We start from the raw sequence: 24,643 nt of genomic DNA, 5'->3' as shown, positions 1-24,643 counted from the left end.
ATCACACTCTTTTTTGGCTATTTTTTATCTTCACTGTTGCGCAACAACGCCTTCATTATGACTGCATATTATTCAACCCGTTGTATTTTATTAACTTGTTATTAGTTTTTCTGCTAGTAGGGTCAATAAACATCGCATTCTTACTCAGGATGATTAAAGTGAAGTGAACGTAGATCTGCACAATTTAAGGATAAGTAGAGTGAATAACATTGAATGCGTCATGTTCGATTGCGATGGCACCTTGGTTGACAGTGAAGTTCTGTGTTGTCGTGCATACGTCGTGATGTTTGCCCATTACGGTATTCACCTGTCGCTGGAAGAGGTGATTAAGCGTTTTAAAGGGGTAAAACTGAATGAAATAGTCGCGCTGGTGAGTAAAGAAAACGGTCTGGATGAATCAATAGCAACGCTGGAAAAACTCTACCGCGCTGAGGTTGCACGCCTGTTTGATGCCGAATTACAGCCTATTGCTGGGGCAAAAGCGCTATTGGAGCAAATCACCCTGCCCGTCTGCGTGGTCTCCAACGGGCCAGTGAGCAAAATGCAGCACTCCCTTGGCCTGACTGGCCTGCTGTCTTTCTTTGATACGCGCCTCTATAGCGGTTACGACATTCAGCGTTGGAAGCCTGATCCCGCGCTGATTTATCACGCGGCAAAAGAGATGCAGGTGGCCGCCGAGCACTGCATTTTGGTGGAGGACTCCGCGGCCGGCACCCACGCTGGGATTGCCGCAGGTATACCGGTATTTTACTACTGCGCCGATCCACACAACCAGCCGATACACCACCCGCTAGTCACCATGTTTGATGATATGCAGCAACTGCCTGACTTGTGGCGCGAAAGAGGCTGGCAGATTACTCATCATTAGTGTGCCGACGGCGCTGGTTTATGACTCAACCAGCGCCATGAACGTTTAATGGCACTTTGTTTCTTAATAGCATGCTGTGGGCTAAAACGGCGGTTAAGGCCATTTGCCAATAAATCCAAAGCCAGGCATAAAACGAAGTAGACCAACGCGACAAACAGAAACACTTCCATTGGATAAACCATGCTGCGGTTATTAACCTGAGTTGCCAGAAAAGTCAGTTCATTCACCCCAACTATATAAGCCAGCGATGTGTCCTTAATCAATGAAATCCATTGATTGATAAATGATGGCACCATCATGCGCAATGCTTGCGGCAAGACCACAAACCATAAAACCTGCCAGCGGTTAAAACCTAGCGACAACCCAGCCTGCCACTGCCCTGCACCAATCGCCACAATCCCCGCTTTTACTGCGTGCGCCAGATAGGCGGAAGCAATCAATGCCAGTGCACACACCACCGTGGTGATTTCGGGGATATCCACACCAAATACAATTGGCAGCAGGAAGTAAGTCCAAAAAATCAGCATTATCACCGGGATGGCGCGGAAAAAGCCCAAAAAAGCCGCCAATACGCCCGCCCAAACACCACGAGACATTGCCAGCAATACCCCCAGCACGGTCCCTAAGATTGCGGAGGCCACTCCAGCCATGATACTGATCAGCAGGGTTAATGCCGCCCCACCCAGAGGGCCATCAGGGAAAGTACCCCACAGTAGATAAGTCCAGTTATCAGCAATAATTGTAAAATCCATCTCAATGCCCCCTGATTGTGGTTCGCTGTTGACGCCACATGCCCCAGGCTTCAATCAACGCGATAATGGCGATATACAATACTGTTGCCACCCCAAAGGCTTGAAATGTCCGCAATGTTTCGGTTTCAACCTGACGAGAAGCATAGGAAAGCTCAGCCACCCCGATAGCCATCGCTAAAGAGGAGTTTTTAATAATATTCATGTACTGGCCCAACAATGGCGGCATGGCAATTTTCAACGCCTGCGGCAACACCACATGGCGCATCGATTGCCAGCCCGTTAACCCCAGCGCATGTGCCGCGTATTTTTGTCCTTTAGCGACACCGCTGATCCCAGAACGTAATTCTTCAGCAATAAACGCCGTGGAATAGAGGGTTAGCCCGATAAACCCGGCTAAAAATTCAAAAGAAGGCCAACTTAACGTGAGTCCGATAAAGGTGATTTCATGGGGCGTATTGAGCCATGGAACCCAGGAAGCAGGCAGAAACTGACTGGCAGCAAAATACCAAAAGAACAGTTGTATCAGCAGCGGCGTATTGCGAAATAGCGTGCTATAGCCAACAGCAAACCACCGCAGCACTTTAAGTTCACTATCTCTGGCGGCAGCGAGCAAAAAGCCTAATAACGTGGCAGCAACCACCGTGCAGGCAGAAATCCACAACGTAAGCAGAAACCCCTGCCACAGCCAGTTAAGATATTGCGGGGCCAACAACCAATCAGTGAGATGATGTAGATTCATAGGTCTTGATACCCATATCGCGCTAAAAGCATCTCAATAGTTATTATTAGCTGTGTTGTAAAATCCATCTTACCTATCCCCCATGGTGTTAATCACTAACGGATTACAATGCAAGCAGCCCCACATCGTGACAATGCAGGGCTTTAATGTTCTCACTTCAAGGACGAAGGATATATTAGGCTTTAGGTTGCTGATCCAATGGCGCAAATTTAAACTCACCGCGCGGCTGGGCTGCATTGGTTGCTGGGCCAAACCAACGATCATAAATCTTCGCCGCTTCGCCATCTTTTTCCAATTTCACCAGTGTTTCGTTAATACTTGCCGTTAAGCGCTCTTCACCCTTAGGAATACCAACCCCTTGGTACTCTTTGGTAATACTGAACGGTGAGATCTCAAAATCAGCTTTTTGTGCCGCCGGTAAGTTACCGAGCAGGCCGACAAGTTTCGCATCATCCTGGGTGATAGCTTGAACGTTACCATTACGCAAAGCAGTAAATGCCAGCGGTGTATCATCGTAAGAAATCACTTTTGCGGTTGGATAATGCTCCCGCAGGGTAATTTCCTGAACCGTACCTTTATCCGCACCAATACGTAATTTGCCGATATCTTCAGGTGTCTTTAGCACACCTTTATGCGCGATAAATTTCTGACCCGTAGCGAAATATGGCAGGCTGAAGTTAACTTCCTTAGCGCGCTCATCAGTAATAGTGAAGTTTGCCGCAATCAGATCAACTTTCTTCGATGTCAGTAATGGAATACGGTTGGCCGGGTTAGTGGCGCGTAGTTCTACTTTTACACCGAGATCTTTCGCGATAGCATTCGCCACGTCCACGTCATATCCCACCAGCTTTTTAGTCTGTGGGTCGATATAACCAAATGGAGGGTTACTATCAAAAACAGCAATCCGCACCACACCCGCTTGCTTGATATCATCCAGTTTATCAGCGTGGGCTGCACCAGACAGCGTCGCCAGACCCGCTAACAGCGTTAATGCCAGTGCGCTTTTTTTTGTGGACAGAGATTGCTTCATTGAAAGCTCCTAAGATGATTGAGATGTTGCGATGTGGATAAGCTATCAATTCGGCGTTAGGTCAGGAAATAATATAAAACGATATATTTATAACTAATTAATCTCAGTCAATTAGTCTGATTATATTGGCAAAGAAAGTGGGATCGGTGGCAAAGGAAAATGAGGAGAATAGGGAGCCTTAGAGTGCATCCCAAAGCCTGTTTCTGAAGTTGTAGGTTGAAAAATGCTGTATATTCAGCAAATAAAAAAATAATCGATGAAAAAACACCCAAAAAAGTGAGCAAGTAACACGATCGTAGCCCTAAAATTTAGCCCAATCGTGTTATTAGCATGTATTAGAAAAAAGTGAACTGACAGAATTATTTGCTACTGGAAATGGCATCAGATCGGGCTTCTTCTGTATTAGCCTTTTCCTGGGGCACTATTACAGCAGGTTTTACTTTACCCTTGCTTTGGCTGTCAGGTTCCTCTGTTATCTCAGACTGACCGATAAAGACGCCACCTTTCTTGATTGAGAAATTACTGCCTTTCACAATGCCGTTTAAACGTCCATTTTCCAGAATTTCCAGATGATCAGAAACACAGATCCCTTCAATACGTCCATCCACCGTAATGTGTGGTGCGGTTAAATTACCCTCAATCTTGCCACTGCGCATCAGCCTTATGGTGCCATCACTAACGATAATATCGCCGACCACTACACCATAAATTTGAATGTCGCCATCAAGCCTAACATCACCTGTTAATTGCGTACCTGCGGCGATAACGGTATTTGTTTTAGTTGTATCTGGTGACAAATCAGTTAATGGTGAATGGGCTTTATGGGGAATATTCGTCACAGGAAACACCTCATTATTACTGTTAGTTTTCTTTTTAAACATAATTTTTATCAAGATAAAGATAAGGAATAGAGTAGGAGCAAGCAGTAGATAAAAAAATAAATTGTAGACTATATAGCTCACTAAACATGCTATCCATAGCAACCAAAATAGGCTAAGCGTTACATTTTTGTGTGTATACAGACCCATGTTCACTTATCCCGCTCCCGCGTAAAAACATACCAAAATAATCATGTTAAGCTGAAATTTAAATATCACCAAAAACAATTTAGATATAGGAAATACATCTTCCGTCAAAAGGAAAATATATTTCCCACCTATAACAAAATCATCAGGAATATATAAAAACAGAGGAACACAATGCTATTTTATTATGTCAACAAATTAGGATTTAGAATATAAACAAACATGAAACAATATAGAGTTATCTTATATTGTTCAAAAAAGGAGGGCAAATACAAAAAACAATCCCCAACCTGCCTAATTCGCCAGGATGATTGGGGAAATCGTTATTTTTCAGTCTTACTGGAAAGCAGTTTCTCTAAATCATCGCCACCAAGGTGGCGGAAATCCTGCCCTTTGACGAAATAGAAGATAAACTCACAAATATTCTGACAGCGGTCGCCAATACGCTCAATAGAGCGAGCGCAAAACAGGGCAGTCAGTACACTTGGGATAGTTCGCGGATCTTCCATCATATAAGTCATCAATTGCCGCACGATGCCCTCATATTCCTGATCAACCTTTTTATCTTCGCGATAGATCCGAATAGCCTCGTCCAAATCCATACGTGCGAAAGCATCCAGCACATCATGCAACATTTGCACCGTATGGCGGCCCAAAGACTCCAGACTAACCAACAAAGGCTGATGCTGATGAGAGAATTTTTCCAGCGCGGTACGGCAGATTTTATCTGCTACGTCACCGATGCGCTCCAGCTCAGAGATAGTTTTAATAATCGCCATCACCAAGCGTAAATCACTGGCCGTAGGTTGACGTTTGGCAATGATGCGCACACAGGCTTCATCAATCGCCACTTCCATCATATTGACCTTTCTATCGCCTGCAATCACTTGCTTCGCCAGTTCACCGTCCTGATTATGCATTGCGGTGATCGCGTCAGATAATTGTTGTTCCACCAGTCCACCCATGGTCAATACTTGGGTGCGGATATGTTCAAGTTCTGCATTGAACTGGCCGGAAATATGTTTATTCAGATTCAAGTTATCCATAATACTTCCCGTACGTGTAAGTAGGCGAAATTGATGTATACCCTAAATAATTCGAGTTGCAGGAAGGCGGCAATTGAGCGAATCCCCAGGAGCTTACTCAAGTAAGTGACTGGGGTGAACGAAAGCAGCCAACGCACATGCAGCTTGAAGTATTACGGGGATAGGCCGATCAGCCATAGCGACCAGTAATATAATCTTCCGTCTGTTTCTGCTGTGGCGCAGTAAACAGGGTATCGGTATCACTGAATTCGATTAGCTCGCCCAGATACATAAATGCAGTATGGTCTGAGCAACGTGCAGCTTGCTGCATGTTATGCGTCACAATAACTACCGTGTAATCGGACTTCAATTCGCTGATCAACTCTTCAATTCTACCGGTGGATATAGGGTCCAACGCTGAGCAAGGCTCATCCAACAGCAATACATCAGGGCGGATAGCAATACCACGGGCAATACACAAACGCTGCTGCTGCCCGCCTGACAAGCTATAACCACTCTGGTGTAATTTATCTTTGGTTTCATTCCATAATGCCGCTTTGGTCAGCGCCCATTGCACCCGTTCATCCATATCAGCACGGGACAAGTTTTCGAACAGTTTCACACCAAAGGCGATGTTATCGTAAATCGACATCGGGAACGGGGTCGGTTTTTGGAAAACCATGCCAACTTTAGCCCGCAACAACGCAATATCTTGTTTGTCAGTCAGGATATTCTGGCCGTCCAATAAAATATCGCCTTCAGCACGTTGATCAGGATACAACTGATACATTTTATTGAATGTACGCAGCAGAGTAGATTTACCGCAACCTGATGGCCCGATGAATGCTGTGACCTGGTTCTTAGCAATATCCAGCGAGATATTCTTTAGCGCATGGAATTTGCCATAGTAGAAGTTCAGATCGCGAACCTGGATTTTGCTGTTATTGATGTCAGTAGCCATACTCATCAAGACTTCTCTCTTTTAGCCAATGCCGCCGTAGCCGCATTTTGAAATTTATTGGCGATTCGGTATTTTCATTACTCAATGCTGATACTTACGCAGCCGATTAATACTTTTTCTTCGCGAAAATAACCCGAGCCAGAATATTCAGTAACAATACACACAGGGTAATTAGCAGCACCCCTGCCCAAGCCAGTTGTTGCCATTCGGCAAATGGGCTCATGGCAAATTTAAATATAGTAACCGGCAAGTTAGCGATAGGCTGGCTCAGATCAGTGCTCCAGAACTGGTTGGAGAGCGATGTGAACAGCAAGGGTGCTGTTTCACCGGCAATACGTGCTACCGCGAGCAAGATGCCTGTCAAAATACCGGAGATAGACGCTTTCAGCGTAATAGCCGATATCATGCGCCATTTCGGTGTTCCCAGGGCATAGGCAGCTTCACGCAGGCTATCTGGTACCAACTTGAGCATGTTCTCAGTAGTACGGATAACAATCGGCACTTGTAACAGCGCCAATGCAATCACCCCAGCCCAACCGGAGAAGTGCTCCATCTTGGCAACCACGATGGTGTAGACAAACAGACCGACCACGATGGAAGGTGCTGATAGCAAAATATCATTTATAAAGCGGGTAATTTCCGCCAACCAGGATTTACGGCCATATTCAGCCAGGTAAATCCCCGCCATGATACCCAGAGGGGTGCCAATGACTGTGGCCCATAAGATCAATAAACCACTGCCGGCAATGGCGTTAGCCAAACCACCACCCGCGGTATTGGGTGGCGGAGTCATCTCGGTAAACAGCGCCAAAGACATGCCGTCAATTCCTTTGGTCACGGTGGAGAACAAAATCCACACCAACCAAAACAAACCAAACGCCATGGTAGCCATTGAAAGCAGTAAGGCTATACGGTTCTTTTGGCGACGCCAGGCCTGCTTTTTACGGCGGGTTTCCAGTAGCGTCGCATCACTTTGCATATCCATTGTCGCCATCTTAGCGCCCCTCTTTCTTAGCCAGACGCAAAATCATTAACTTAGATAACGCCAGCACGATAAAGGTAATCACGAACAATATCAGGCCCAATTCCATCAGCGCGGCAGTATGTAAACCGGACTCCGCTTCAGCAAACTCATTCGCTAACGCAGAGGTGATACTGTTCCCTGGCATGAAGAGTGAGAAACTGTCGAGTTGGTAGGTGTTACCGATAATAAAGGTCACTGCCATGGTTTCACCCAAAGCGCGCCCCAGGCCCAGCATCACACCGCCAATCACACCGTTTTTGGTGTAAGGCAGCACAATGCGCCAGATAACTTCCCAAGTGGTACAGCCAATACCATAGGCTGACTCTTTCATCATCACCGGGGTTTGCTCAAACACATCGCGCATAACCGCTGCAATGTAAGGAATAATCATGATGGCCAGGATGACACCTGCGGCCAGAATACCAATACCGAATGCCGGGCCTGAGAACAACACACCCACAATCGGGATGCCAGACATCACGTTGCCGACAGGTTCTTGGAAATAGCGGGCAAATAAGGGAGCGAAAACAAACAAACCCCACATCCCGTAAACAATACTAGGGATAGCCGCTAATAGTTCGATAGCCACACCCAGTGGGCGTTTTAGCCAGTTAGGGGCCAGCTCAGTCAGGAACAAGGCAATACCAAAACTGACCGGGACTGCAATAAGTAAGGCGATAACAGAGGTGACAACTGTGCCATAAATCGGCACTAATGCACCAAACTGCTCAGCCGGGGCATCCCATTCTTTGGTCCACAGGAAAGCCCAACCAAATTTTTGAATACTTGGCCAAGAAGCAACAATCAATGAAATGATAATGCCGCCCAGCAGAAATAGCGTAATCAGCGCAGCCAGTTTAACCAGCGCGCTGAAAATGATGTCACCGTATTTGCTCGGTGCTTTGGTAGTCGGCTTATAATCAGCCATAGACTCTCTTCTCATCCGGGTGTTAATTCCCTTCGTACTTGAAGCCGCAGGGTTATTGGTTATGTTCGCTCACCCGAATCACTGACCAGAGTCAGCTCATCGGGGTTCGTTCACTTGCCGCCTACCTGCAACTTCAATTACTTTGGGTATATTAAATCAATATCTTATAAATAAATTATTACAGGCAAAACTAACTTCAATCAGAAGATTGGCTTACCATTGCTGTCTTTAACATTGGTTTTCCAAGCTGCACGAACCTGTTCAACCACTTCTTTTGGTAATGTGGCGTAATCCAGCGCATTAGCTTGTTCAGCACCGTTTTTGTATGCCCAATCAAAGAACTTCAGTACTTCAGTGCCTTTAGCCGCATTTTTCTGCTCTTTGTGCACCAAAATGAAAGTAGTAGAGGTAATTGGCCAAACATCATCACCTTTCTGATTGGTTAAGTCTTGAGCAAACGTTTTGCTCCAGTCTACACCTTTGGCCGCAGCGCTAAAGCTTTGCTCTGTTGGGCTGACTGGTTTGCCATCGGCTGAAACCAGTTTGGTGTAAGCCAGGTTATTTTGTTTGGCATAAGCGTATTCCACATAACCAATGGCACCTGGCAAGCGCTGAACAAATGCCGCAATACCGTCGTTACCTTTACCACCTAAACCGGTCGGCCAGTTAACCGTTGAGCCTGCACCCACTTTCTCTTTCCACTGCGCATTCACTTTAGCTAGATAGCTGGTGAATACGAATGAAGTGCCAGAACCATCAGCACGGCGCACCACTGCAATATTTTGATCTGGCAATTTAACGCCCGGATTCAGCTTCACAATCGCCGGGTCATTCCACTTCTTCACATTACCCAGATAAATATCACCCAGTGTTTTACCGTCTAAAGTCAGTTCACCAGATTTGATGCCAGGGATATTAACGGCCAGCACCACACCACCAATCACAGTTGGGAATTGGAACAAACCTTCAGCCGCCAGCTTATCGTCTGCTAATGGCGCATCAGAAGCACCGAAATCAACAGTATTGGCAATGATTTGTTTTACGCCACCTGAAGAGCCGATCCCTTGATAGTTAACTTTGTTACCTGTTTCTTTCTGATAAGAATCTGCCCACTTGGCATACACCGGCGCGGGGAATGTCGCACCTGCACCTGTCAGGCTTGCAGCAGCGAACGCGGACACAGTGGTCATAGATAAAGTCGCTGCCACAATGCTGGCTACGGTGGTACGCATCAGTTTCATAATCCCTCCTAATGGGATATTAGAATTAACTCTATACCAAAGAACCTGGTATTGCAGGATGGGCTGAGTAATGAACCAAGCTAACAACGCTGCAACTCAAGTACCAAGTGTATAAATTGTTTTCATCAGATTAAGTATGGTGCAGGAGGGAAAATAGGACAGTTTAATGACAGAAAAATGTATGAAATATTACAGTTATATGACAAGCTGCTGGCGTTAAAATAAAATCATTATTTATCATTAGATTAGACTATTTTTTATCTTTTTATTTGTAATAACTTCAGTTGTGATCGTGGTTGGTCACCGCTTTCAAGTAGCGTTGCGCTGTGGGTTCGATACGACGAAATCGTTTCTGATAAAATAACGTCGTTTTTTATCACGTTTAATCCATTATATTAACGAATGAATTCAATTGAATAATGTTGTATTTATGCTCAGCGCTGAGCATATTCAACAAATTGGATGAGTAAACGTAAGATAAAAGAATAAGGAGAGGAAACTCAATAAAAATACGAATATAAAGCCTATTATTTCATTCTCATCACCATCCTGCTGTGCACATTTTCCCAGACGGCTTCCCTCTATTCTCTATTTCCTCAGTGGTTTTTTTTTGCATTGCTGCTAACATTATTTTCTAGGGTTACGATACTGAGTAACACTGAATTAATTTACTCTATTGAACACCGTCACCATTTTAATAAATTTTCAATATTACCCACAAAAAAATCATCGTCTCAGGAGAAAATATTTCTGTCTTAACAACATATTGGCTCTTTCCGAGCCAGACTCTCGGATAGAACAAGTAACCAACGCGGCTACCTACATAAAACTGGCAGCATACGAAAGATAGAAAATATAAATTTTCAGTCAATGCTTTTGAGTTACTAAGCCAACATCTTGTTTTATTACGCTGAATATTTGTCTCTATATTCTATCAAACGCCCTATGCTTTAGAGAATTTTCGTATAGATAATCACAGCAAACTCATTGGGAAATGATATTATGCAATCTGCAACTATGCCCTCAGGAAAAAATAGTTTTTCTGAAAATAATATTATTAGCAGTGTAATTAATAAATATGCAAACACCGGTGTATTTATAATTAATACCAACGATCCGCTGCTGGTGAAATTTTATGATATTCAACTGGGACTAGCAGGTATCAGCCTCGTTCGTTGTCCTAATTTCAGTCAGCTCTGGGCAAACCACAAACTGGCTAAATATGCCGTCAGTTCACTGGCGATGGGGGATAGCGATAGCGCACAACAGGTACACAGCATCGTCAGCCTGGATTCTACTGATGGGCAAACGTTCTCAGCAAATGCCATTGGTTCGTTGCCGGTGTCAGCCGTAAACATCACGCAAACCTTAGGTATTTTTGACGAATCAGGCAGCCCTGCGGGAACAGTACAATGTAAAAAGAACTATATTTATACTGCTAATTGCCCCATCCAGGCTAATGGCACCTTCCCGGCCAGTTTAAAACAAACCCGCTATCCGGTTAATATCATCTATACCTTCGCCCAAACGGTGAATAACCAGACAGTTTACGGGGCCGAAATTGTTACCACACAAAGTTACCCAAAATTAATTCAAAATGATTCACCTGCTGATTTAAATAAAAATAATCTGATAAAAATCTGTCTGGCCCGTCAAGAAAGCGACTGTGACTACTTTAATAATTTTGACGGCAATGTCACCGTACCGATAAAAGGCAGCGTAACCTACTTCGGCAATATTGATTTAAATAATGGCAAGCCTATAAACGCGTATAACTCAATTTATCTGGTCCGCGAACGTCAGGGCGGCGATCCGATCACCCCTGCCAATGACTTTAATTTCTTTGACGACGCTAAAACCCGAATTAATGGCAACGTTTTATCGTGGGATCTAGACTGGCTTAAATTCAAACGTCCCGATTTTGATTCCGGTGAGCGGGTTTATTATATCTTTAAAGTGACATTACAAATTGAAGGAGCGAGTGTAGCCAGTTTTATTACCAATGCTCCCGGTCCGTTCGATCCTGAACAGCGCTTTTTAAATACCAACACACTAAAACCCATGCAGATTACCTATGGTTGTTTAGGTAAAGGCACTCCCATTTTGATGCAGGATGGTAAAGAAAAAGCCATTGACGACATCTTTATTGGTGAATGGGTGCAATCGCAGGATGGGCGAGCGTTAAGAGTCGAAGATGTGATTACCGGCACGGAGCAAAACTATCTTGAGATTGAAGTCAGGGATAGTAGCGGCCAGCTCAAAACCCTTATCACCAGTCTGGGCCACCCCTTTTGCACTACCACCGGTGTGAAACTGGCGAGTGAATTGACTCTGACCAGTCGACTGCTAACCCCAGAGTGTGACTGTGCTATCAGCCGTATCAACAAACAACACGGCGAAATTGAGGTGTACAACCTGCACCTTTCCACTGACGACCCCATCAAAGATCTGACAGAAAGTAGCAGCACCATGTATGCCGCAGGCGTGCTAGTTGGCGATAGCACGATGCAGTATCACTACGAAGAGGCCTACCACCATCGCTCGGTGAATATCCTAAACCAGCTACCGGAAGAATGGCGTCAGGATTATCAAAACCATATTAAAACCATAAGGTAATTGATTGATATGTTTATTAGTTATCCTGATTTTCAGCAAATTATCACCGATGACAAGCTGCGCGTCGTTGCCGTCTGTCAGCAGTCTGATGTCTATTATTTATATCCAGAACCCTTCGTCCTGATTGCTGGTGATCCGTTGGCCTTTGCACTGGATGTGATCCTCAGCCTAAGCAGCAACATTATCTACGGCGACCTTGATTTTACCGCTGAGCTACAATTTGCCAGCGGCGGCGCACTTGAGGCATTCAATCGCCAACACCCAGGGAAGGCTATCCAAGGTTTGCCGGTTATCCCCTATAAGCTAAGTTTCCGCTCACCACCTGACCATGATTCAGCATTAACCCATCAGGATTACGATCCGACCTGGTATTCGGCGCAGTCGATTCAATTTTTGATCTCGCTTGATGCAGATACCACGCAACTGATGAAAAAAACGTTGCTGGATAATATTGTTGGCTTTAATGCTCGTATCGATGGCTTTGTCGAAGGTGTATCGCCACGGCTGAACTACACACTAGATTGCGATCCCGGCCAGTTAATTGCCGAACTGGCGGCCAATGTTAAAGACGCCCAACCGGTGTCCAACAACCGGATCGCGTTTCCCTACATGTTGCTTACTCAGTACATGTACGAAAATCTGTCCCGGCTACCGCTGCTAATCTCGCCAGCCTTCTCCTCAACCAACCCGGCAGAAGCGCTATTATTCGCGCAGGCTTTGCTCGATCGTCTGTTCAACACGTTGGGATCGCCCTATATCGGTAACGCCAACACCAATACTACTTATATTTGTCTGTTGCTCCCCCAGAAACAGCGTCGTCTGATAATTGATTTAAAACGCGTTGAGCTAACCCGGCGCCCCATCTGCTTTTTATTGGATCCCTTTGCCACGGCACAACAAATTGCCAAAGAGGCTCCCGAACAGGTTATCCACCAGATAACCGCACCTGCGTTGCCAGACGGTAACCTGCGGATTAACATCCTTTACGCTTTCCCACAGGGTCTTAAAGACGGGGCGTTTATTGATATACAAATCATTTTACCTCCGGGCGAGCTTTATCCTGCTGGACAACAGCAAACCCTGCTATTGATACCCAGTCAGAGTTATTTGGCCTTCACATTTATTAATAATACGTTCAGCTTGAATGGCGAATATCAGTACCACATTCGCGTTAGCTACCCAACCGCCAATGGATATCTCTCCCTCGTCAGCGAGCAACGAACCAGTAATAACAAAATACTGACGCTGGATTATTCCAGCCTTCCTTGTCAGTTCCTGACCCTCAATATCGATCCGACATTCGCACAACACAGTATGCTCATAGGCCACTACTCCTCCGCTGACCTGTCAGAACCCTTTGAACTCACACTGGCTTCGCCCTGTTTCAGTTATCCGATAACGGGACGTGATGCCTATGCCAAGCTGACCGCCTGGGATAACGATAGCGCCGCCTCAGTGGTGCTCGATATGCCAATCATCCAGTCAGCCACCATCGGTGTTTATAGTTTTCCTCAGTTTGGTGCGCAGCACGCCACCATTATCGCCCGGTTTGCTACTGGCATCCGTTATGTCACGTTACGATTTCAAGCTCAGGGTGAAACGCAAACGCGCGATCATACGTTTACGCAGCAGGATAATTGCTATGAATATCAATGGAATGTCACATCAATTTACGCGGCAGGGTTTCGTTATAAAACCAGTAACGGTAAATGGTCGGACTATGTGACGGGCAATCAAACCATTACACTTGAGGTTGAAAATGAAGACTGAATCATTAAATCCTGAAAAAAATCTGGCGTCCTTTTTTTTGCTTGATCGAGCTTTCGTCTTTCACGATCAGCGGTGCCCGCCCAATGACTATACCTACGGCTGCTTCACGCCTGAGATAGTTCATGACGATCGGGGAAATAAAACCAGTGGTTTTCACCTTACCACCAGTCCGGCAGGCGGCCTCGTCATCCTGATTACACCGTTAGTTCCCCTCAATACCCAAGCTATACAACAGTATATTCAGACACATATCTCCCACTCAGGCGGTAACATCACCCTTAAGCAGTGTACTGCGAAGACGGCGATTTTCTTGCGCTTTCATGAGCCGCTGGGTGACGCCACCTATCTGGTTGAGTTTGAAGGAAACTCTATGTCAACCACCCATTCGGAAGGGATAGAGTTGACTGAGGCCATACAGGGCAACGCGAAGCGGGTTTTTCTTGCCACCCACACACAATTCACGGTAAGCACTACGGTTAATGCCCGTCTCAACAGCGACTGGCGGCAGTTTCTAATACTGGCGTTTAACACCAAAACCCGCACACCAGAAGCTATTGCGCAGCTACTCGACAAGCAAATTACTGCTGGTATCGTCGTGCTGGACGAGGAGTTTAAAAATACCCCGTCGCCGCAGACCAAAGAGACCGTGAGAAAAAATCTGGTCGATCTCGCTGCCAGCATCCTCAGTAATACGCTCGCCAATATCTCGCATATTGATGAGATACCCACCAGAATTGACTATGATTTTTCTTACGAAAGCAGCCTGCCCCAATCTTATGAACTGATCGACGAACAGGATATCGCGACGCTATTTAGCGGCTTTATCGCCAATAAACTTATTTCCTATGACCCTTCGCCGCTGCCTGAGCCTCAACGAAAACAACCTGACGATCCGGGAAAACAGCATACCTGCAAAGTCAGCCTGGATTTCAATGCCAGCAAATTTATGATTATGTCGATTGAACTGACGTGGGCGGATAAAAAAATACCCATGCAGTGGCCAAACTTTCCTCCTCTCACCGTCACCGCCGATAGTCGCGTGAATGAGATAAATATCAAGGTCACCTTTTCCGACTATTCATTCATTAATATCACGCGCCAGTGGCAAGCAGACATCAACCTGACCGTTCAGGATATCGGGTTTCATGAAGTGACCTTTGATGCCCGCCACTTACAATCTGATTTTAAGACGATTTCAGGCAGTGCCAATTACGTCCCAGAAGGTCAGGCCAAACGCGCTACCTTTAATTTTTCATTTTCCGATCAGCAGTGGCAAACCACTTGGTTACTCAATACCCAGTCAAATAGCTTGAATGGCCGTATTGAATACCACTGGCAGGGAAAAACGTCGTCATTTATAAGCAGAAATTACGATTCAGGTGTACAGCAATCGACCTCATTCCGTATTGAACTTCAATACAAAAAATAACCATGAGTTAAGAGGAATAAGCTATGTTAACCACAGCCATCCAGCATTCGATTAAAATAGATACCAAAGAACACTTAGGCGTCAAGGTATATACCTATACCTGCTATGGCGATAGCGAAGATAAAAATATTTTTTATGTTATTCCTGAAACTCCAGTATTTTCTGGTCAGGAAAATAAACCTGACTTCTTATTCTATAAATATCGTAAAGAAGAGCAACAAGGCGGATACGCACAGTTTACCGTCAAACTTCCTGTGCCATCAGAAAGCGAAGCCGACAAAATAAAAGCACAGCTTTATAGTGGGATATCACCGCAACTTGTGGCGAAATCAAAACTTATCGTCCAGTATATTAAAGCTGAAGAATTATTTAATTCCGATCCGACCAATAAAGCCAATCAAGATGCCAAAATTAAAGCTTTTCAAAATGCTGGATTAACCGAAGAGCAAGCAAAAAAATATATACTCGCTTATAACCCTGACGCGGGTGACGATCAATTTCTTGGTCAACTGATGCCCGATAATGCGCGTAAAATAGAATTGCGCCAACCCCGCTATACCTCAGCGCAGGCCTCATTGATCATCAATGAGAACAAAGTATTTTACTGTCAGATGCCCACACCACTGAGTCCCTCTGGTTTGGGGAATAACGATACTGTATTTAGCATGTCGCTAACGGGGCTGGGAGCAACCCTGTTTGAGAATGTATTAAAAGGAACGCCGAGTAACGCCAGTGTCGGAATTCGTTATAACTTCACGCTGGATGCCTCTCTGCCGGCAGTAAAAGTTATTGTCACCTACAACAGTGAGAAAATGAAAGAAGTGACGCAGACCATTACCCGTCATACCTGGTCTGCGGATGAAAAAGAAATCACCCGTGAGTTTTCCGAGAAAGGTGCTGCCAAGGTTTCTGTCATTACCAGCCTCAGCGCGCAAGAAATGGGCATGAAAGATGATCAATATAGCGCTTGGATAAAAACCTTCGAGGACTGGGGACAAACACAGCTTCAACAAATATTGTCTAGCCAGACAGGGCTGGATATGAGTATGGATTTGTTGAACGATGCAGGTAATTTTGATAAATTTAAAGAAAGTCTGAAAAATACGCAGGATTTCACCCGCGTATATGAAGAAAATCGTGTCGTTCCTTTTTCCATCGCGCCGCAGACTCAGTTGCCGTCTATCCTCTCTATTGTTGGTGCTGAGAAGGTCGATGACTATTTCAAAGAATACGATCTTGATGATCCCTTCTTTCAGTTTATTCAACCCGAATTTTATGTCAGTCAGGACCTGGATAAATATGATATTGAAAATATTATTGTTATCGCAAAATATGATGATAACCATGTCAGCACACTCCGCTTCGACAGAAAAAACACCGCGTCGCAAAAAACCGAGAAATGGTATATTGATAAAAAACTGGGGCGCACCTACAGCTATTCATATACGGTGAATTTCTCAGGGTTGCATTCAAAACCCTATCATTCAGGTAAAATAGATATAATTGATAGTCTGGTTCAATATATCAACATGGCACAATGCGGTATTGTCTACGCGCAAATTGATTCGTTACTTGATACACAGGCATGGGAAACATTCAACCAGGTGCTATTGAAAGCCCAATATTCCGATCCAGCGCATGGCGTAGAATTAAAAAGCGATACTCAGGTATTGAATGTTTCCACGCAGCCAAAACCTTTTATTTATCCAGTAGGCATGAAGCCAGAGAATCCCATTTATTTCACCACCAGTTATTATACCCGGGATGGTGGTAATTTTACTTACATCGAACCAGGTATTGAACCATCTCCGCAATTGCCCGGATATGGTGGCACCCGTGCGAACCAGATTCAAATAATGAATGCCTTACCGAGGAAAACGACCTACTCCATATTTTTCATCGCACCGAAGAAAGATGTACTAATTATCATCTTCGACATGATGGTGAACTATAAGACCTACAAGTTTAAACAGACTAAATCGATTAATCTGGAAGAAAAAGATCTCGTGGATACCACCACCCGCCGCGACCTTACCTTCGAGTTTTTACCCGATGGCACAGATGACATTCCTGAAATCACCTATAGCGGCACCATTATTTACAATGATGAGCGCGATCCCAAGCCAATTGAGGGCAAGGTAACCGGTTCATCGGTCGCGGTGGTGGTGAAGTGTTAATGGCCCGTCATTCTTCTGGTGTAGCGGCGGCCAGATGTGCTGCCTCTGAACCGGCCCTCCCGTTGAGGCGGTGATGAACAGTGTTCATTACTATTGGATAGGCAGAGCATCGGTCATTGCATTGATGACTGATGCTCGGTTGATTGTTTTTTATTCAACATGGACACCCCCATGGATAACAGAATAACGGAACAAACTATCGGTTTTATTAATGCAATGCCAGGTAGCCAAGTTTATTATTATAGCGCGTTGGCACCCAGTATTTTGGTAAATGAGCAGGCTATTCCCGAAGTGCATTATCAAATATTCAGGAGCAGCGCCACCGCACAACCGACGACTTACTACGCAATACTCTCATTGCAGACGCAACTGAACAGCAGTATGGCTGCTGCACAGGCAGCGGCGCGGGATAATCCCGATATTCCGCCGGACGCGACCCTGCTCCCCTTACAAATTATTGCCAGCACTGCCACGCTCTGTATTCCACAAGCTATGCCTCAACTGCTGAATCACACCTCGCTGGGGAATAATCAGTTTTGCTACATCATGGCCGCACTGACTGATACGAATGATATTGAGCGAATCGTCGCGCTGCTTCAGCAACCGGAATCAGCACCGATTGCCGTCAGTTATAAAATCGACTACCTGCAACAATTACCCCCCTCAACCTTTGAACTTGATGCCCAATGGGATCAGGTATATGAATATCTGAAAATCTCATTCGGTTTTAATGCGCTGATTTTTTCTTTTAATATTGATGATATTTCCGAAACCTTAATCAGTAATAAGCTGGTTACTATCAAGGTAAGAAATACCAACCCCGACCATTATATGAAACAAGCCACGGCTGAATTGAGCACGATTCTGACTTGCGAATTTTTCACCCCAGTATTTGGTCAAATAAAAACAGCCCCCGCGCCTAAATTTGGTTTCCAATTACAAAACATCTCAGTTAAAGATATTGATAAACGCACGCTCAGTGCCCGAATCACCGAAACTACGGTAGTACGGCGATCTCTCTATCCTCAAGCGCTTTTTGCCACATTGGTTAGCCAGAGCCATTATGATGCCATCGACGTCGTAAGCTATCACGAGCTTCAGGATGATTTTTTCTCTTACCGCAGCATAAAAGCTCAACTGCTGACATCTGAGTTAGACGAAAATATTCAATTGGTGGCGCTCAATTTGACTTATGGTAACACGCGGTCCCCGTTAGTTTTTTCCAGAAATAATATGGCGGCCAAAACGTTCCATTTTTCCGCCATTATCGACCCTGTAACAAAAAAAATGTCCTGGCCGGTGGAGTATCAGTTCACATTATATTTTAACCATCCGGTCGGTGGTGTGATGTTTGTCAGTTCAGCCATCATGAGCACATCCTTAACCGAAATTTTTTTAGACATTGAATCGTTATATAGCCGTTATCATTTCGTTATTGCCACAGAAAAAAGATTCAACTGGGCATGGTATACATCAATATTGGTAAATATCACCTGTACCCATATTGAAAACAAAGAAAACAGCACATCAAAAAACTTCCACATCACCGAGAAAAAACCGTCAGAAGAATACAGCATCATGCTACCAGATCCTGAATGCTATACTTTTTCGGTAATCAAAGAATATAGCATTAGCGCTAACACTCCCCATATACCAGTAAGGTTAGACCAACCCACCAGCCAGGATGTCAGCATATCTTCACGACTCTATAAACAAAGAACGCTGAAAATCACCCCAGCTTTTGACTGGGAAAGAATCACACAGGTTCTAGTCAATGTGACTTACTGCTATAACCAATTCGCCATGAACACGTTAAAGGAAGCATTTTATTTCTCTGAAGACCAGTCAGAACCTGCATTATTTAGCGCAGATCAACCCGACCCGACATTACTGTTTATTAATCTCGACATCATGATTATTGATAATGACGGCGGCGTTGAAAATAAAAAACTCATTACCGATGAAGAACAGATCAATATTACTAACTGACCATGAGGAAATATCATGTTATTACTGAGAGAAAAAACCGCCACGATTAAAAACATCACGTTTTTTTCTGATGATTCAGATGAAAACCAATTTTGGTATTTGCCCGGTGATATTCATATTGCCGTACGCGATGGGAAACCGGTATTTTCATTAATTAAATACACCGGTGATGACGCCAACCAACAGGGCGGGTACATAAACTTTGAGGTCAATACTGCCGTCGATGAAGGCGAACTCAACACCGCGTTTACCGATTACCTGAATAAACTGAAGATCAAGCCGAAAAATGCCCGTAAAGCGCCAGTACCGTTTAATAATGGTACTGTGAACTTTTTTGTTCTGGATGCACAAAATTCCAACGGCCAGTTGATTAGCGCACAAAGCTCTAGCCTATTTGGTAATAACACCGCCATTTTCAGTGCCAAACTGACGCCACAACAGGCGGTTATTCTGGAGGCTGCGTTTAATCAAGCGCAGGCACCAGCGGCGGTGGCTTACAACCTCACTTATACCGGTATCACCCCAGCATTGAAAGTGGATGTTACAGCGGAATTTGACAGCGTTTATAAGGAATTCGGTGCTAAGTTTGGCATTAATATTCCTATTCCGGTCGAGACACCGGCAAGTTTTTGGCTCGGCTTTGACAGCGTGATTAAGAAACTGGAGCAAGATCAAAAACTCGTGATTAAAGTGACCGAAAGTATGCCCGGCGATCAGGCGACCAAAGAAAAAGAGTGGGCATTACAGTTTGTCAAAGAAGAACTACTAAAGATATTTTTCAACGCAACCATTAAACCAAACGCAGAAAGTAATGAGCAGGCAAAATCAGCCAGCGCTTCCATTCTGGAATCATTGATTGGCAGTAAAGATGAAAAAGGGAAAGGCGGTCTTTTCCCCTGCGCATCATTGGAATTAAAAGTGGTCAACATTACCGAGCATAAAACCTTATCCTTTAACTACACTTCATCAAAAGCGATTACTCAGGCCGCCGTACCACAAAACTTTATCGGCACCGACACGTTAAAAGCCCAAAAAGATAAACCTTATTTTATTGAAGTAAACGTCAATGATCCGTTCTTTCAGAAAATCGAACTGCAAATCTTCGGCCCTGATGGCTTTGAAGAGTTCGGTATCAAAGCGGCAGCATTTCAAGCCAGCTACAATAACAATGTCTATACCAGTGATGCCTTTACCGAGGACGGTAAAGAATGGCGGAAAAATATTGCCAGAAGCAAAGACAAAAATGAATTACTCGATATTCAAGGCGAGTTTATTTTTAAATCAGCGAGCAGCTCCGGCTGGGAAGGTAACAGCAGCTATCAGTCAAAATTCAAAACCGCTTCTACCACCATCGGTCTCGATCCGAGTAATTTACTCACTTTCAATGAAATTGATATTTTCCTCGATCGCCAGTTCTCCTGGGATAAATACAATCAGGTGCTGGTTGAACTCACTTATCTTGATGACAAAGAACAAAAGAAAACCAAGAAGTTCTCCTTTAATCCCGATAAAACCAAAGCGCAAACCTTCAAGTATCGCTGCCTGACAGAGAAACCCTGGACGGTTCATTATACGATTACCTATCTTGAGGTCGGCGGGCATACCCGGTTGGTCGACGGTACAGATAATCCGCCTGCCATCGTTATTCCGACATGAGCTACGGTAAATAATCATGGTTGAACGCGTTGCGGTGTTACCAGCGGCATTGGACGCCCTGGTAACCACTTTATGCCATCATGTGCCGGATTTAGCAGGCACGCTATTACCCGACATTCACCGTTTTAGCCAGAAACGGATGGCATCGGGGCTGCTGTCTGCGGCATTTAATACCAGTCTATTGGCTTATAACGGTTGCCCACTGGAGTTCACGACATCCAGCATAAAACCGCAGGCTGTGGCTTGCACGTTTGATACTTTTCTCCCGCTATTCACCCAGGCTCGTGATATTGGGGCCTTCAGTGCGGAAAATTACCCACACGCCTCGTCAGACTCGTCTGCATCCTGCTTCGCACACATTGCCCGGATACAACGGCCGGATACGCCTACCCAAGCGCTAAAATTTGGCTCATGGTTGGGGCGGAAATATACCGCTGACGGCATTAAAACCAAGGTTTACTCCGAAGTACCGCCAAATAATCAAGCATTAATCGCTCTGTATGCCTCCCCGCTAAATCACGCCAATAGCGATTATCCCCTGCATCAGTTAACCGCAGCCGGACTATCGCTGTTGATGATTGGCTATTACCCAGATAACCCTGACACACCAACTGAATATTATTATCAGTGGCACAGCGCAGAAATAACGCTGGCAGACATTGCCAACGTTATGCGGTTATTTGGTATTGAACGTGGGTTTCCTCCGCTGGCCGCGCTGCTCAGGCAGGTATTAGCTAACATGCCTAATCCAGATGAATTCCCCGCCACCACCTATGGTTTCAGCCTGGTCTATAACCATCGACGCCAGTTGGAAAGTTTTAGCCTGTTTACTATGGCGCCGCGCTTTTTAGGCGGCAACGCGCAGGCTGCCATCAAGATTGGTGAGCTATTGCAGCACGTGGCACAGCCCATGCCGCTGCTACAAGCGTTGCTCAAGGAGAATGTGCCTCTTCAGTTTAATGTCATCGGCTTTACGGTTGATGCACAGGCAAGGTGCGGCGTCAGTTGTACCTTCAGCCCGCAGAACGACCTTTGGCGCGAGGTTGCCCTACCAGACCGTAGCCCGCCGCCGCCGCGCGGCATGTCGCCAGATGCAATCCTCCGACAACAGCAATCAGAAAACGGGGCATTCCTGTCCAGCGTCAGAACACCCGACGGCCAGTGGCATCAGGATGCCAATGCTTTTGTCACTGCTCAGGTATTAAGGACGCTCGACTACACCGAGCAAACGGCTTCCTATATTGATCGCGCGCTGGATTTTCTCGCTAGTTGTGAAACCCGCCCCGGTCATTTCAGTTTCTGGCCTCGTCACGCTCATCCCCGTTGGATGAACGGCCAAATGATTGACGCCGATATTGATGACACGGCGATAATTACCGAAATGTTATACAAATTTGGCCGTATTTCGCCTGACGCCGTTCGCCTGACGCTGATTGAGATGAATGGCTATCAGCTACAGAAGGTTGATGCCCGACTTACCGAACCACAGCATCAATGGGCTGAATGTCAAACCTTCCACACTTGGATGAAACAAAATAATGAGATTAGCCAGCTCGACTGCTGTGTTAATACCAATGCGCTAATTTTACTGTATCGTTTTTATGGCGAACAATGCGCAACCCTACCGGCTTATTATCGTATTATCACCATGCTGAATAAAGCCGTCGTCTGGAGCCAAAACGAATATCAGAGAATAACCCAATTAACCCCCTACTACGCTCATCCCGCCGAATGGTTGTCCACACTTGAATATGCCCAAAATATCGGTATCGATACACTATCTGACATTATTACGCCGTTAAAAAAATGGCAGCTTGCCAATAGTGCTAGGGAAATACCACTCTATCGTCGTCACGATGGGCAGTATCTGTGGACCTCATCCTATTTATCAGCGCTAAGGCGTTGTTCTGTTCTCTATGATACGAAGGATACCTATGAACATCTTTCTCAATGATCTGGTCACGCTAAACAAAATTATTCTGGAAAACGCGCAGCAGCAGTTTACCGACAATGTTAATCTGACCAGAAAATTACGGACAACTCTAACGCCATTATCCGATGAATTGATAGCACAGGTCAGTACCGAGAATGTCTCTGGCGAAATACGCTATCAGATTGAAACCATAACAGATGGCATTAGTTGGACGATGGTACTGAGTTTTTTTCTCAACAAAAACATTCAGGAAATGCCTTATGTAGTGCTCAATTTCAATCAGTTTGGCAAATTCAATGAAATGATATTTCAGGACGTGGCACTCAAAGCTGAACGGCAATATCAGGCTCAACTAAAACTAACCCGACTTGAGCAGCGAGATGCGTTATTAAGAGCCTTATCCAACTACGATGCGCAAACCACGTTGGTGATCGCCATCAAATCTGATACCGGCCTGCTAAATACTATTACTGATCCTAAAATATTTTATTTTGCGGAAAATTATTATCCTTATATCTACCGCGGCATTGCGCCACCTAATCCACGTCTTGAATTAATTCTCACACCAATAGAATATCATCAATACTGGTATAACTATTATCAGGATAATATTCGTAAAGATTATCTTTATTATTTACCCGATACGTTTCAACTGGCCAGTAACAGCAATGACAATAATAAACCCATGTTGTCGATCTCCTTTTCTGCACCAGAAGGGGCAACAGAGGTGGCTCAGTTTAATGTGACCTTTGACTATTTCTTGCTACCCAAGGTGGACAGACAACGCATTAGCGACGCCGAAACTACCTTTATCCAATCCCAGCCACAGGGTAAGTTGATCCCTTTTTCCAGTGCGCATAGCCTTAAACTACGCTTGTCATTACCGGCGGGGAAAACCGAAGAAACCAACGCAATAGTAAACCTGCAAAGCGGTATTATTGATTCGTTCACGCTGCCATCGGCGCAGTTTGCAAAAATTTGGGATGCGCTGTTTGATACCACGGCACAGCATCTGTTGCTCAATGGCGAGCTGGAAGTTAAACAGGAAGGCTTTAGCCCTGACAATATCCCGGTACAGCTCAGGATGCCGGTTGCATATAAAAATAATCCCCAGCTGTTTATCGATAATTCCACCCCAGTTGAAATTGTCAAAACGCTGAAGTTTATCAGCAGCCAGGGTGCTTATGATCCCACCGGCCCGAAACCCATAGAACAGATACTAATCAGTATCAACCACCAGACGATAGCACTGAATAGCGAGCAGCCTACCAAAACCTTAGAAGTGAAAGTGTCGGCCTTGCAACTCATTCTTAATCCGCAAGAAAAGCTGATCTACCATTATGATGTGCAGATTCATTACCAGGATGGGGCAAGGAAAGAGCTTAGAGATTTAACCTCGACCTTCGAAATTATTTATGTCCCTTGACACTCTCCCAACGACGCTGTGGCATTAAAGTGTCGTTGGGTAATATATTGTGTT

General features: G+C 45.0%; 18 protein-coding genes. 9 read left to right on the top strand and 9 right to left on the bottom strand.

Annotated features, from left to right (window positions below; genetic code table 11):
• Nucleotides 1-199: 199 nt before the first annotated feature.
• On the top strand, nucleotides 200-868 hold the full coding sequence (gene yieH, locus Q2T72_RS21945) for a 6-phosphogluconate phosphatase (protein WP_083161558.1): 669 nt from the start codon (nucleotides 200-202) through the stop codon (nucleotides 866-868).
• Here the strand turns inward: yieH and Q2T72_RS21940 are convergent.
• From Q2T72_RS21940 to pstS, 9 genes are all read right to left on the bottom strand, one after another.
• Nucleotides 865-1,620, bottom strand: coding sequence for an amino acid ABC transporter permease (locus Q2T72_RS21940; RefSeq protein WP_372560188.1), 756 nt, complete (start codon nucleotides 1,618-1,620; stop codon nucleotides 865-867). The two genes, yieH and Q2T72_RS21940, sit on opposite strands and share 4 nt — an antisense overlap.
• Nucleotide 1,621: 1 nt before the next feature.
• Nucleotides 1,622-2,359, bottom strand: coding sequence for an amino acid ABC transporter permease (locus Q2T72_RS21935; protein WP_083161562.1), 738 nt, complete (start codon nucleotides 2,357-2,359; stop codon nucleotides 1,622-1,624).
• 175 nt (nucleotides 2,360-2,534) lie between these two features.
• Nucleotides 2,535-3,389 carry an ABC transporter substrate-binding protein gene (locus Q2T72_RS21930; RefSeq protein WP_083161564.1) on the bottom strand — a complete coding sequence of 285 codons (855 nt, stop codon included), beginning with the start codon at nucleotides 3,387-3,389 and terminating at the stop codon, nucleotides 2,535-2,537.
• Nucleotides 3,390-3,748: 359 nt separating this feature from the next.
• On the bottom strand, nucleotides 3,749-4,417 hold the full coding sequence (locus Q2T72_RS21925) for a polymer-forming cytoskeletal protein (protein WP_372569829.1): 669 nt from the start codon (nucleotides 4,415-4,417) through the stop codon (nucleotides 3,749-3,751).
• Nucleotides 4,418-4,737: 320 nt separating this feature from the next.
• A complete protein-coding gene (gene phoU / locus Q2T72_RS21920) occupies nucleotides 4,738-5,460 on the bottom strand; it encodes a phosphate signaling complex protein PhoU (protein ID WP_049612252.1) in 723 nt (240 codons plus the stop codon).
• A 169-nt stretch (nucleotides 5,461-5,629) separates the two neighbouring features.
• On the bottom strand, nucleotides 5,630-6,406 hold the full coding sequence (pstB, locus tag Q2T72_RS21915) for a phosphate ABC transporter ATP-binding protein PstB (protein WP_004713904.1): 777 nt from the start codon (nucleotides 6,404-6,406) through the stop codon (nucleotides 5,630-5,632).
• Between the two features lie 100 nt (nucleotides 6,407-6,506).
• Nucleotides 6,507-7,394, bottom strand: a complete 888-nt coding sequence (gene pstA / locus Q2T72_RS21910; RefSeq protein ID WP_005186725.1) for a phosphate ABC transporter permease PstA — start codon at nucleotides 7,392-7,394, stop codon at nucleotides 6,507-6,509.
• A gap of 1 nt (nucleotide 7,395) precedes the next feature.
• A complete protein-coding gene (pstC, locus tag Q2T72_RS21905; protein WP_005186724.1) occupies nucleotides 7,396-8,352 on the bottom strand; it encodes a phosphate ABC transporter permease PstC in 957 nt (318 codons plus the stop codon).
• A gap of 200 nt (nucleotides 8,353-8,552) precedes the next feature.
• On the bottom strand, nucleotides 8,553-9,593 hold the full coding sequence (gene pstS / locus Q2T72_RS21900; RefSeq protein WP_083161568.1) for a phosphate ABC transporter substrate-binding protein PstS: 1,041 nt from the start codon (nucleotides 9,591-9,593) through the stop codon (nucleotides 8,553-8,555).
• A gap of 1,002 nt (nucleotides 9,594-10,595) precedes the next feature.
• Between pstS and Q2T72_RS21895 the strand changes: the two genes are divergently transcribed.
• From Q2T72_RS21895 to Q2T72_RS21860, 8 genes are all read left to right on the top strand, one after another.
• A complete protein-coding gene (locus Q2T72_RS21895) occupies nucleotides 10,596-12,209 on the top strand; it encodes a Hint domain-containing protein (RefSeq protein WP_372569828.1) in 1,614 nt (537 codons plus the stop codon).
• A gap of 9 nt (nucleotides 12,210-12,218) precedes the next feature.
• Nucleotides 12,219-13,979 carry a hypothetical protein gene (locus Q2T72_RS21890; RefSeq protein ID WP_372569827.1) on the top strand — a complete coding sequence of 587 codons (1,761 nt, stop codon included), beginning with the start codon at nucleotides 12,219-12,221 and terminating at the stop codon, nucleotides 13,977-13,979.
• Entirely contained in the window at nucleotides 13,969-15,408 is a 1,440-nt protein-coding gene (locus tag Q2T72_RS21885; protein ID WP_372569826.1) for a hypothetical protein, read from the top strand. The genes Q2T72_RS21890 and Q2T72_RS21885 overlap by 11 nt, the downstream gene beginning before the upstream one ends.
• Nucleotides 15,409-15,431: 23 nt before the next feature.
• Entirely contained in the window at nucleotides 15,432-17,585 is a 2,154-nt protein-coding gene (locus Q2T72_RS21880) for a hypothetical protein (protein WP_372569825.1), read from the top strand.
• 171 nt (nucleotides 17,586-17,756) lie between these two features.
• Nucleotides 17,757-19,574 carry a hypothetical protein gene (locus Q2T72_RS21875; protein WP_372569824.1) on the top strand — a complete coding sequence of 606 codons (1,818 nt, stop codon included), beginning with the start codon at nucleotides 17,757-17,759 and terminating at the stop codon, nucleotides 19,572-19,574.
• Between the two features lie 15 nt (nucleotides 19,575-19,589).
• Nucleotides 19,590-21,230, top strand: coding sequence for a hypothetical protein (locus Q2T72_RS21870; protein ID WP_372569823.1), 1,641 nt, complete (start codon nucleotides 19,590-19,592; stop codon nucleotides 21,228-21,230).
• 16 nt (nucleotides 21,231-21,246) lie between these two features.
• Nucleotides 21,247-23,184, top strand: coding sequence for a hypothetical protein (locus Q2T72_RS21865; protein ID WP_372569822.1), 1,938 nt, complete (start codon nucleotides 21,247-21,249; stop codon nucleotides 23,182-23,184).
• On the top strand, nucleotides 23,165-24,589 hold the full coding sequence (locus tag Q2T72_RS21860) for a hypothetical protein (RefSeq protein WP_372569821.1): 1,425 nt from the start codon (nucleotides 23,165-23,167) through the stop codon (nucleotides 24,587-24,589). Before Q2T72_RS21865 ends, Q2T72_RS21860 begins: the two co-directional genes overlap by 20 nt.
• Nucleotides 24,590-24,643: the final 54 nt, after the last annotated feature.

The organism is Yersinia sp. 2466 StPb PI (genome assembly GCF_041538325.1).
Taxonomy (GTDB): domain Bacteria; phylum Pseudomonadota; class Gammaproteobacteria; order Enterobacterales; family Enterobacteriaceae; genus Yersinia; species Yersinia enterocolitica_E.
Note: the sequence above shows the minus strand (reverse complement) of the source record. Positions and strands in the feature narration are given on the sequence as shown.

What these genes read in the sequence shown, in the direction of transcription:
- Q2T72_RS21885 (WP_372569826.1), top strand. Translation starts at nt 13,969, where the DNA reads ATGAAGACTGAATCATTAAATCCTGAAAAAAATCTGGCGTCCTTTTTT.
- Q2T72_RS21895 (WP_372569828.1), top strand. Translation starts at nt 10,596, where the DNA reads ATGCAATCTGCAACTATGCCCTCAGGAAAAAATAGTTTTTCTGAAAAT.
- pstC (WP_005186724.1), bottom strand. Translation starts at nt 8,352, where the DNA reads ATGGCTGATTATAAGCCGACTACCAAAGCACCGAGCAAATACGGTGAC.
- Q2T72_RS21935 (WP_083161562.1), bottom strand. Translation starts at nt 2,359, where the DNA reads ATGAATCTACATCATCTCACTGATTGGTTGTTGGCCCCGCAATATCTT.
- Q2T72_RS21870 (WP_372569823.1), top strand. Translation starts at nt 19,590, where the DNA reads ATGTTATTACTGAGAGAAAAAACCGCCACGATTAAAAACATCACGTTT.
- Q2T72_RS21930 (WP_083161564.1), bottom strand. Translation starts at nt 3,389, where the DNA reads ATGAAGCAATCTCTGTCCACAAAAAAAAGCGCACTGGCATTAACGCTG.
- pstA (WP_005186725.1), bottom strand. Translation starts at nt 7,394, where the DNA reads ATGGCGACAATGGATATGCAAAGTGATGCGACGCTACTGGAAACCCGC.
- Q2T72_RS21940 (WP_372560188.1), bottom strand. Translation starts at nt 1,620, where the DNA reads ATGGATTTTACAATTATTGCTGATAACTGGACTTATCTACTGTGGGGT.
- phoU (WP_049612252.1), bottom strand. Translation starts at nt 5,460, where the DNA reads ATGGATAACTTGAATCTGAATAAACATATTTCCGGCCAGTTCAATGCA.
- Q2T72_RS21925 (WP_372569829.1), bottom strand. Translation starts at nt 4,417, where the DNA reads ATGGGTCTGTATACACACAAAAATGTAACGCTTAGCCTATTTTGGTTG.
- Q2T72_RS21890 (WP_372569827.1), top strand. Translation starts at nt 12,219, where the DNA reads ATGTTTATTAGTTATCCTGATTTTCAGCAAATTATCACCGATGACAAG.
- Q2T72_RS21865 (WP_372569822.1), top strand. Translation starts at nt 21,247, where the DNA reads ATGGTTGAACGCGTTGCGGTGTTACCAGCGGCATTGGACGCCCTGGTA.
- Q2T72_RS21875 (WP_372569824.1), top strand. Translation starts at nt 17,757, where the DNA reads ATGGATAACAGAATAACGGAACAAACTATCGGTTTTATTAATGCAATG.
- Q2T72_RS21860 (WP_372569821.1), top strand. Translation starts at nt 23,165, where the DNA reads ATGAACATCTTTCTCAATGATCTGGTCACGCTAAACAAAATTATTCTG.
- Q2T72_RS21880 (WP_372569825.1), top strand. Translation starts at nt 15,432, where the DNA reads ATGTTAACCACAGCCATCCAGCATTCGATTAAAATAGATACCAAAGAA.
- pstB (WP_004713904.1), bottom strand. Translation starts at nt 6,406, where the DNA reads ATGAGTATGGCTACTGACATCAATAACAGCAAAATCCAGGTTCGCGAT.
- pstS (WP_083161568.1), bottom strand. Translation starts at nt 9,593, where the DNA reads ATGAAACTGATGCGTACCACCGTAGCCAGCATTGTGGCAGCGACTTTA.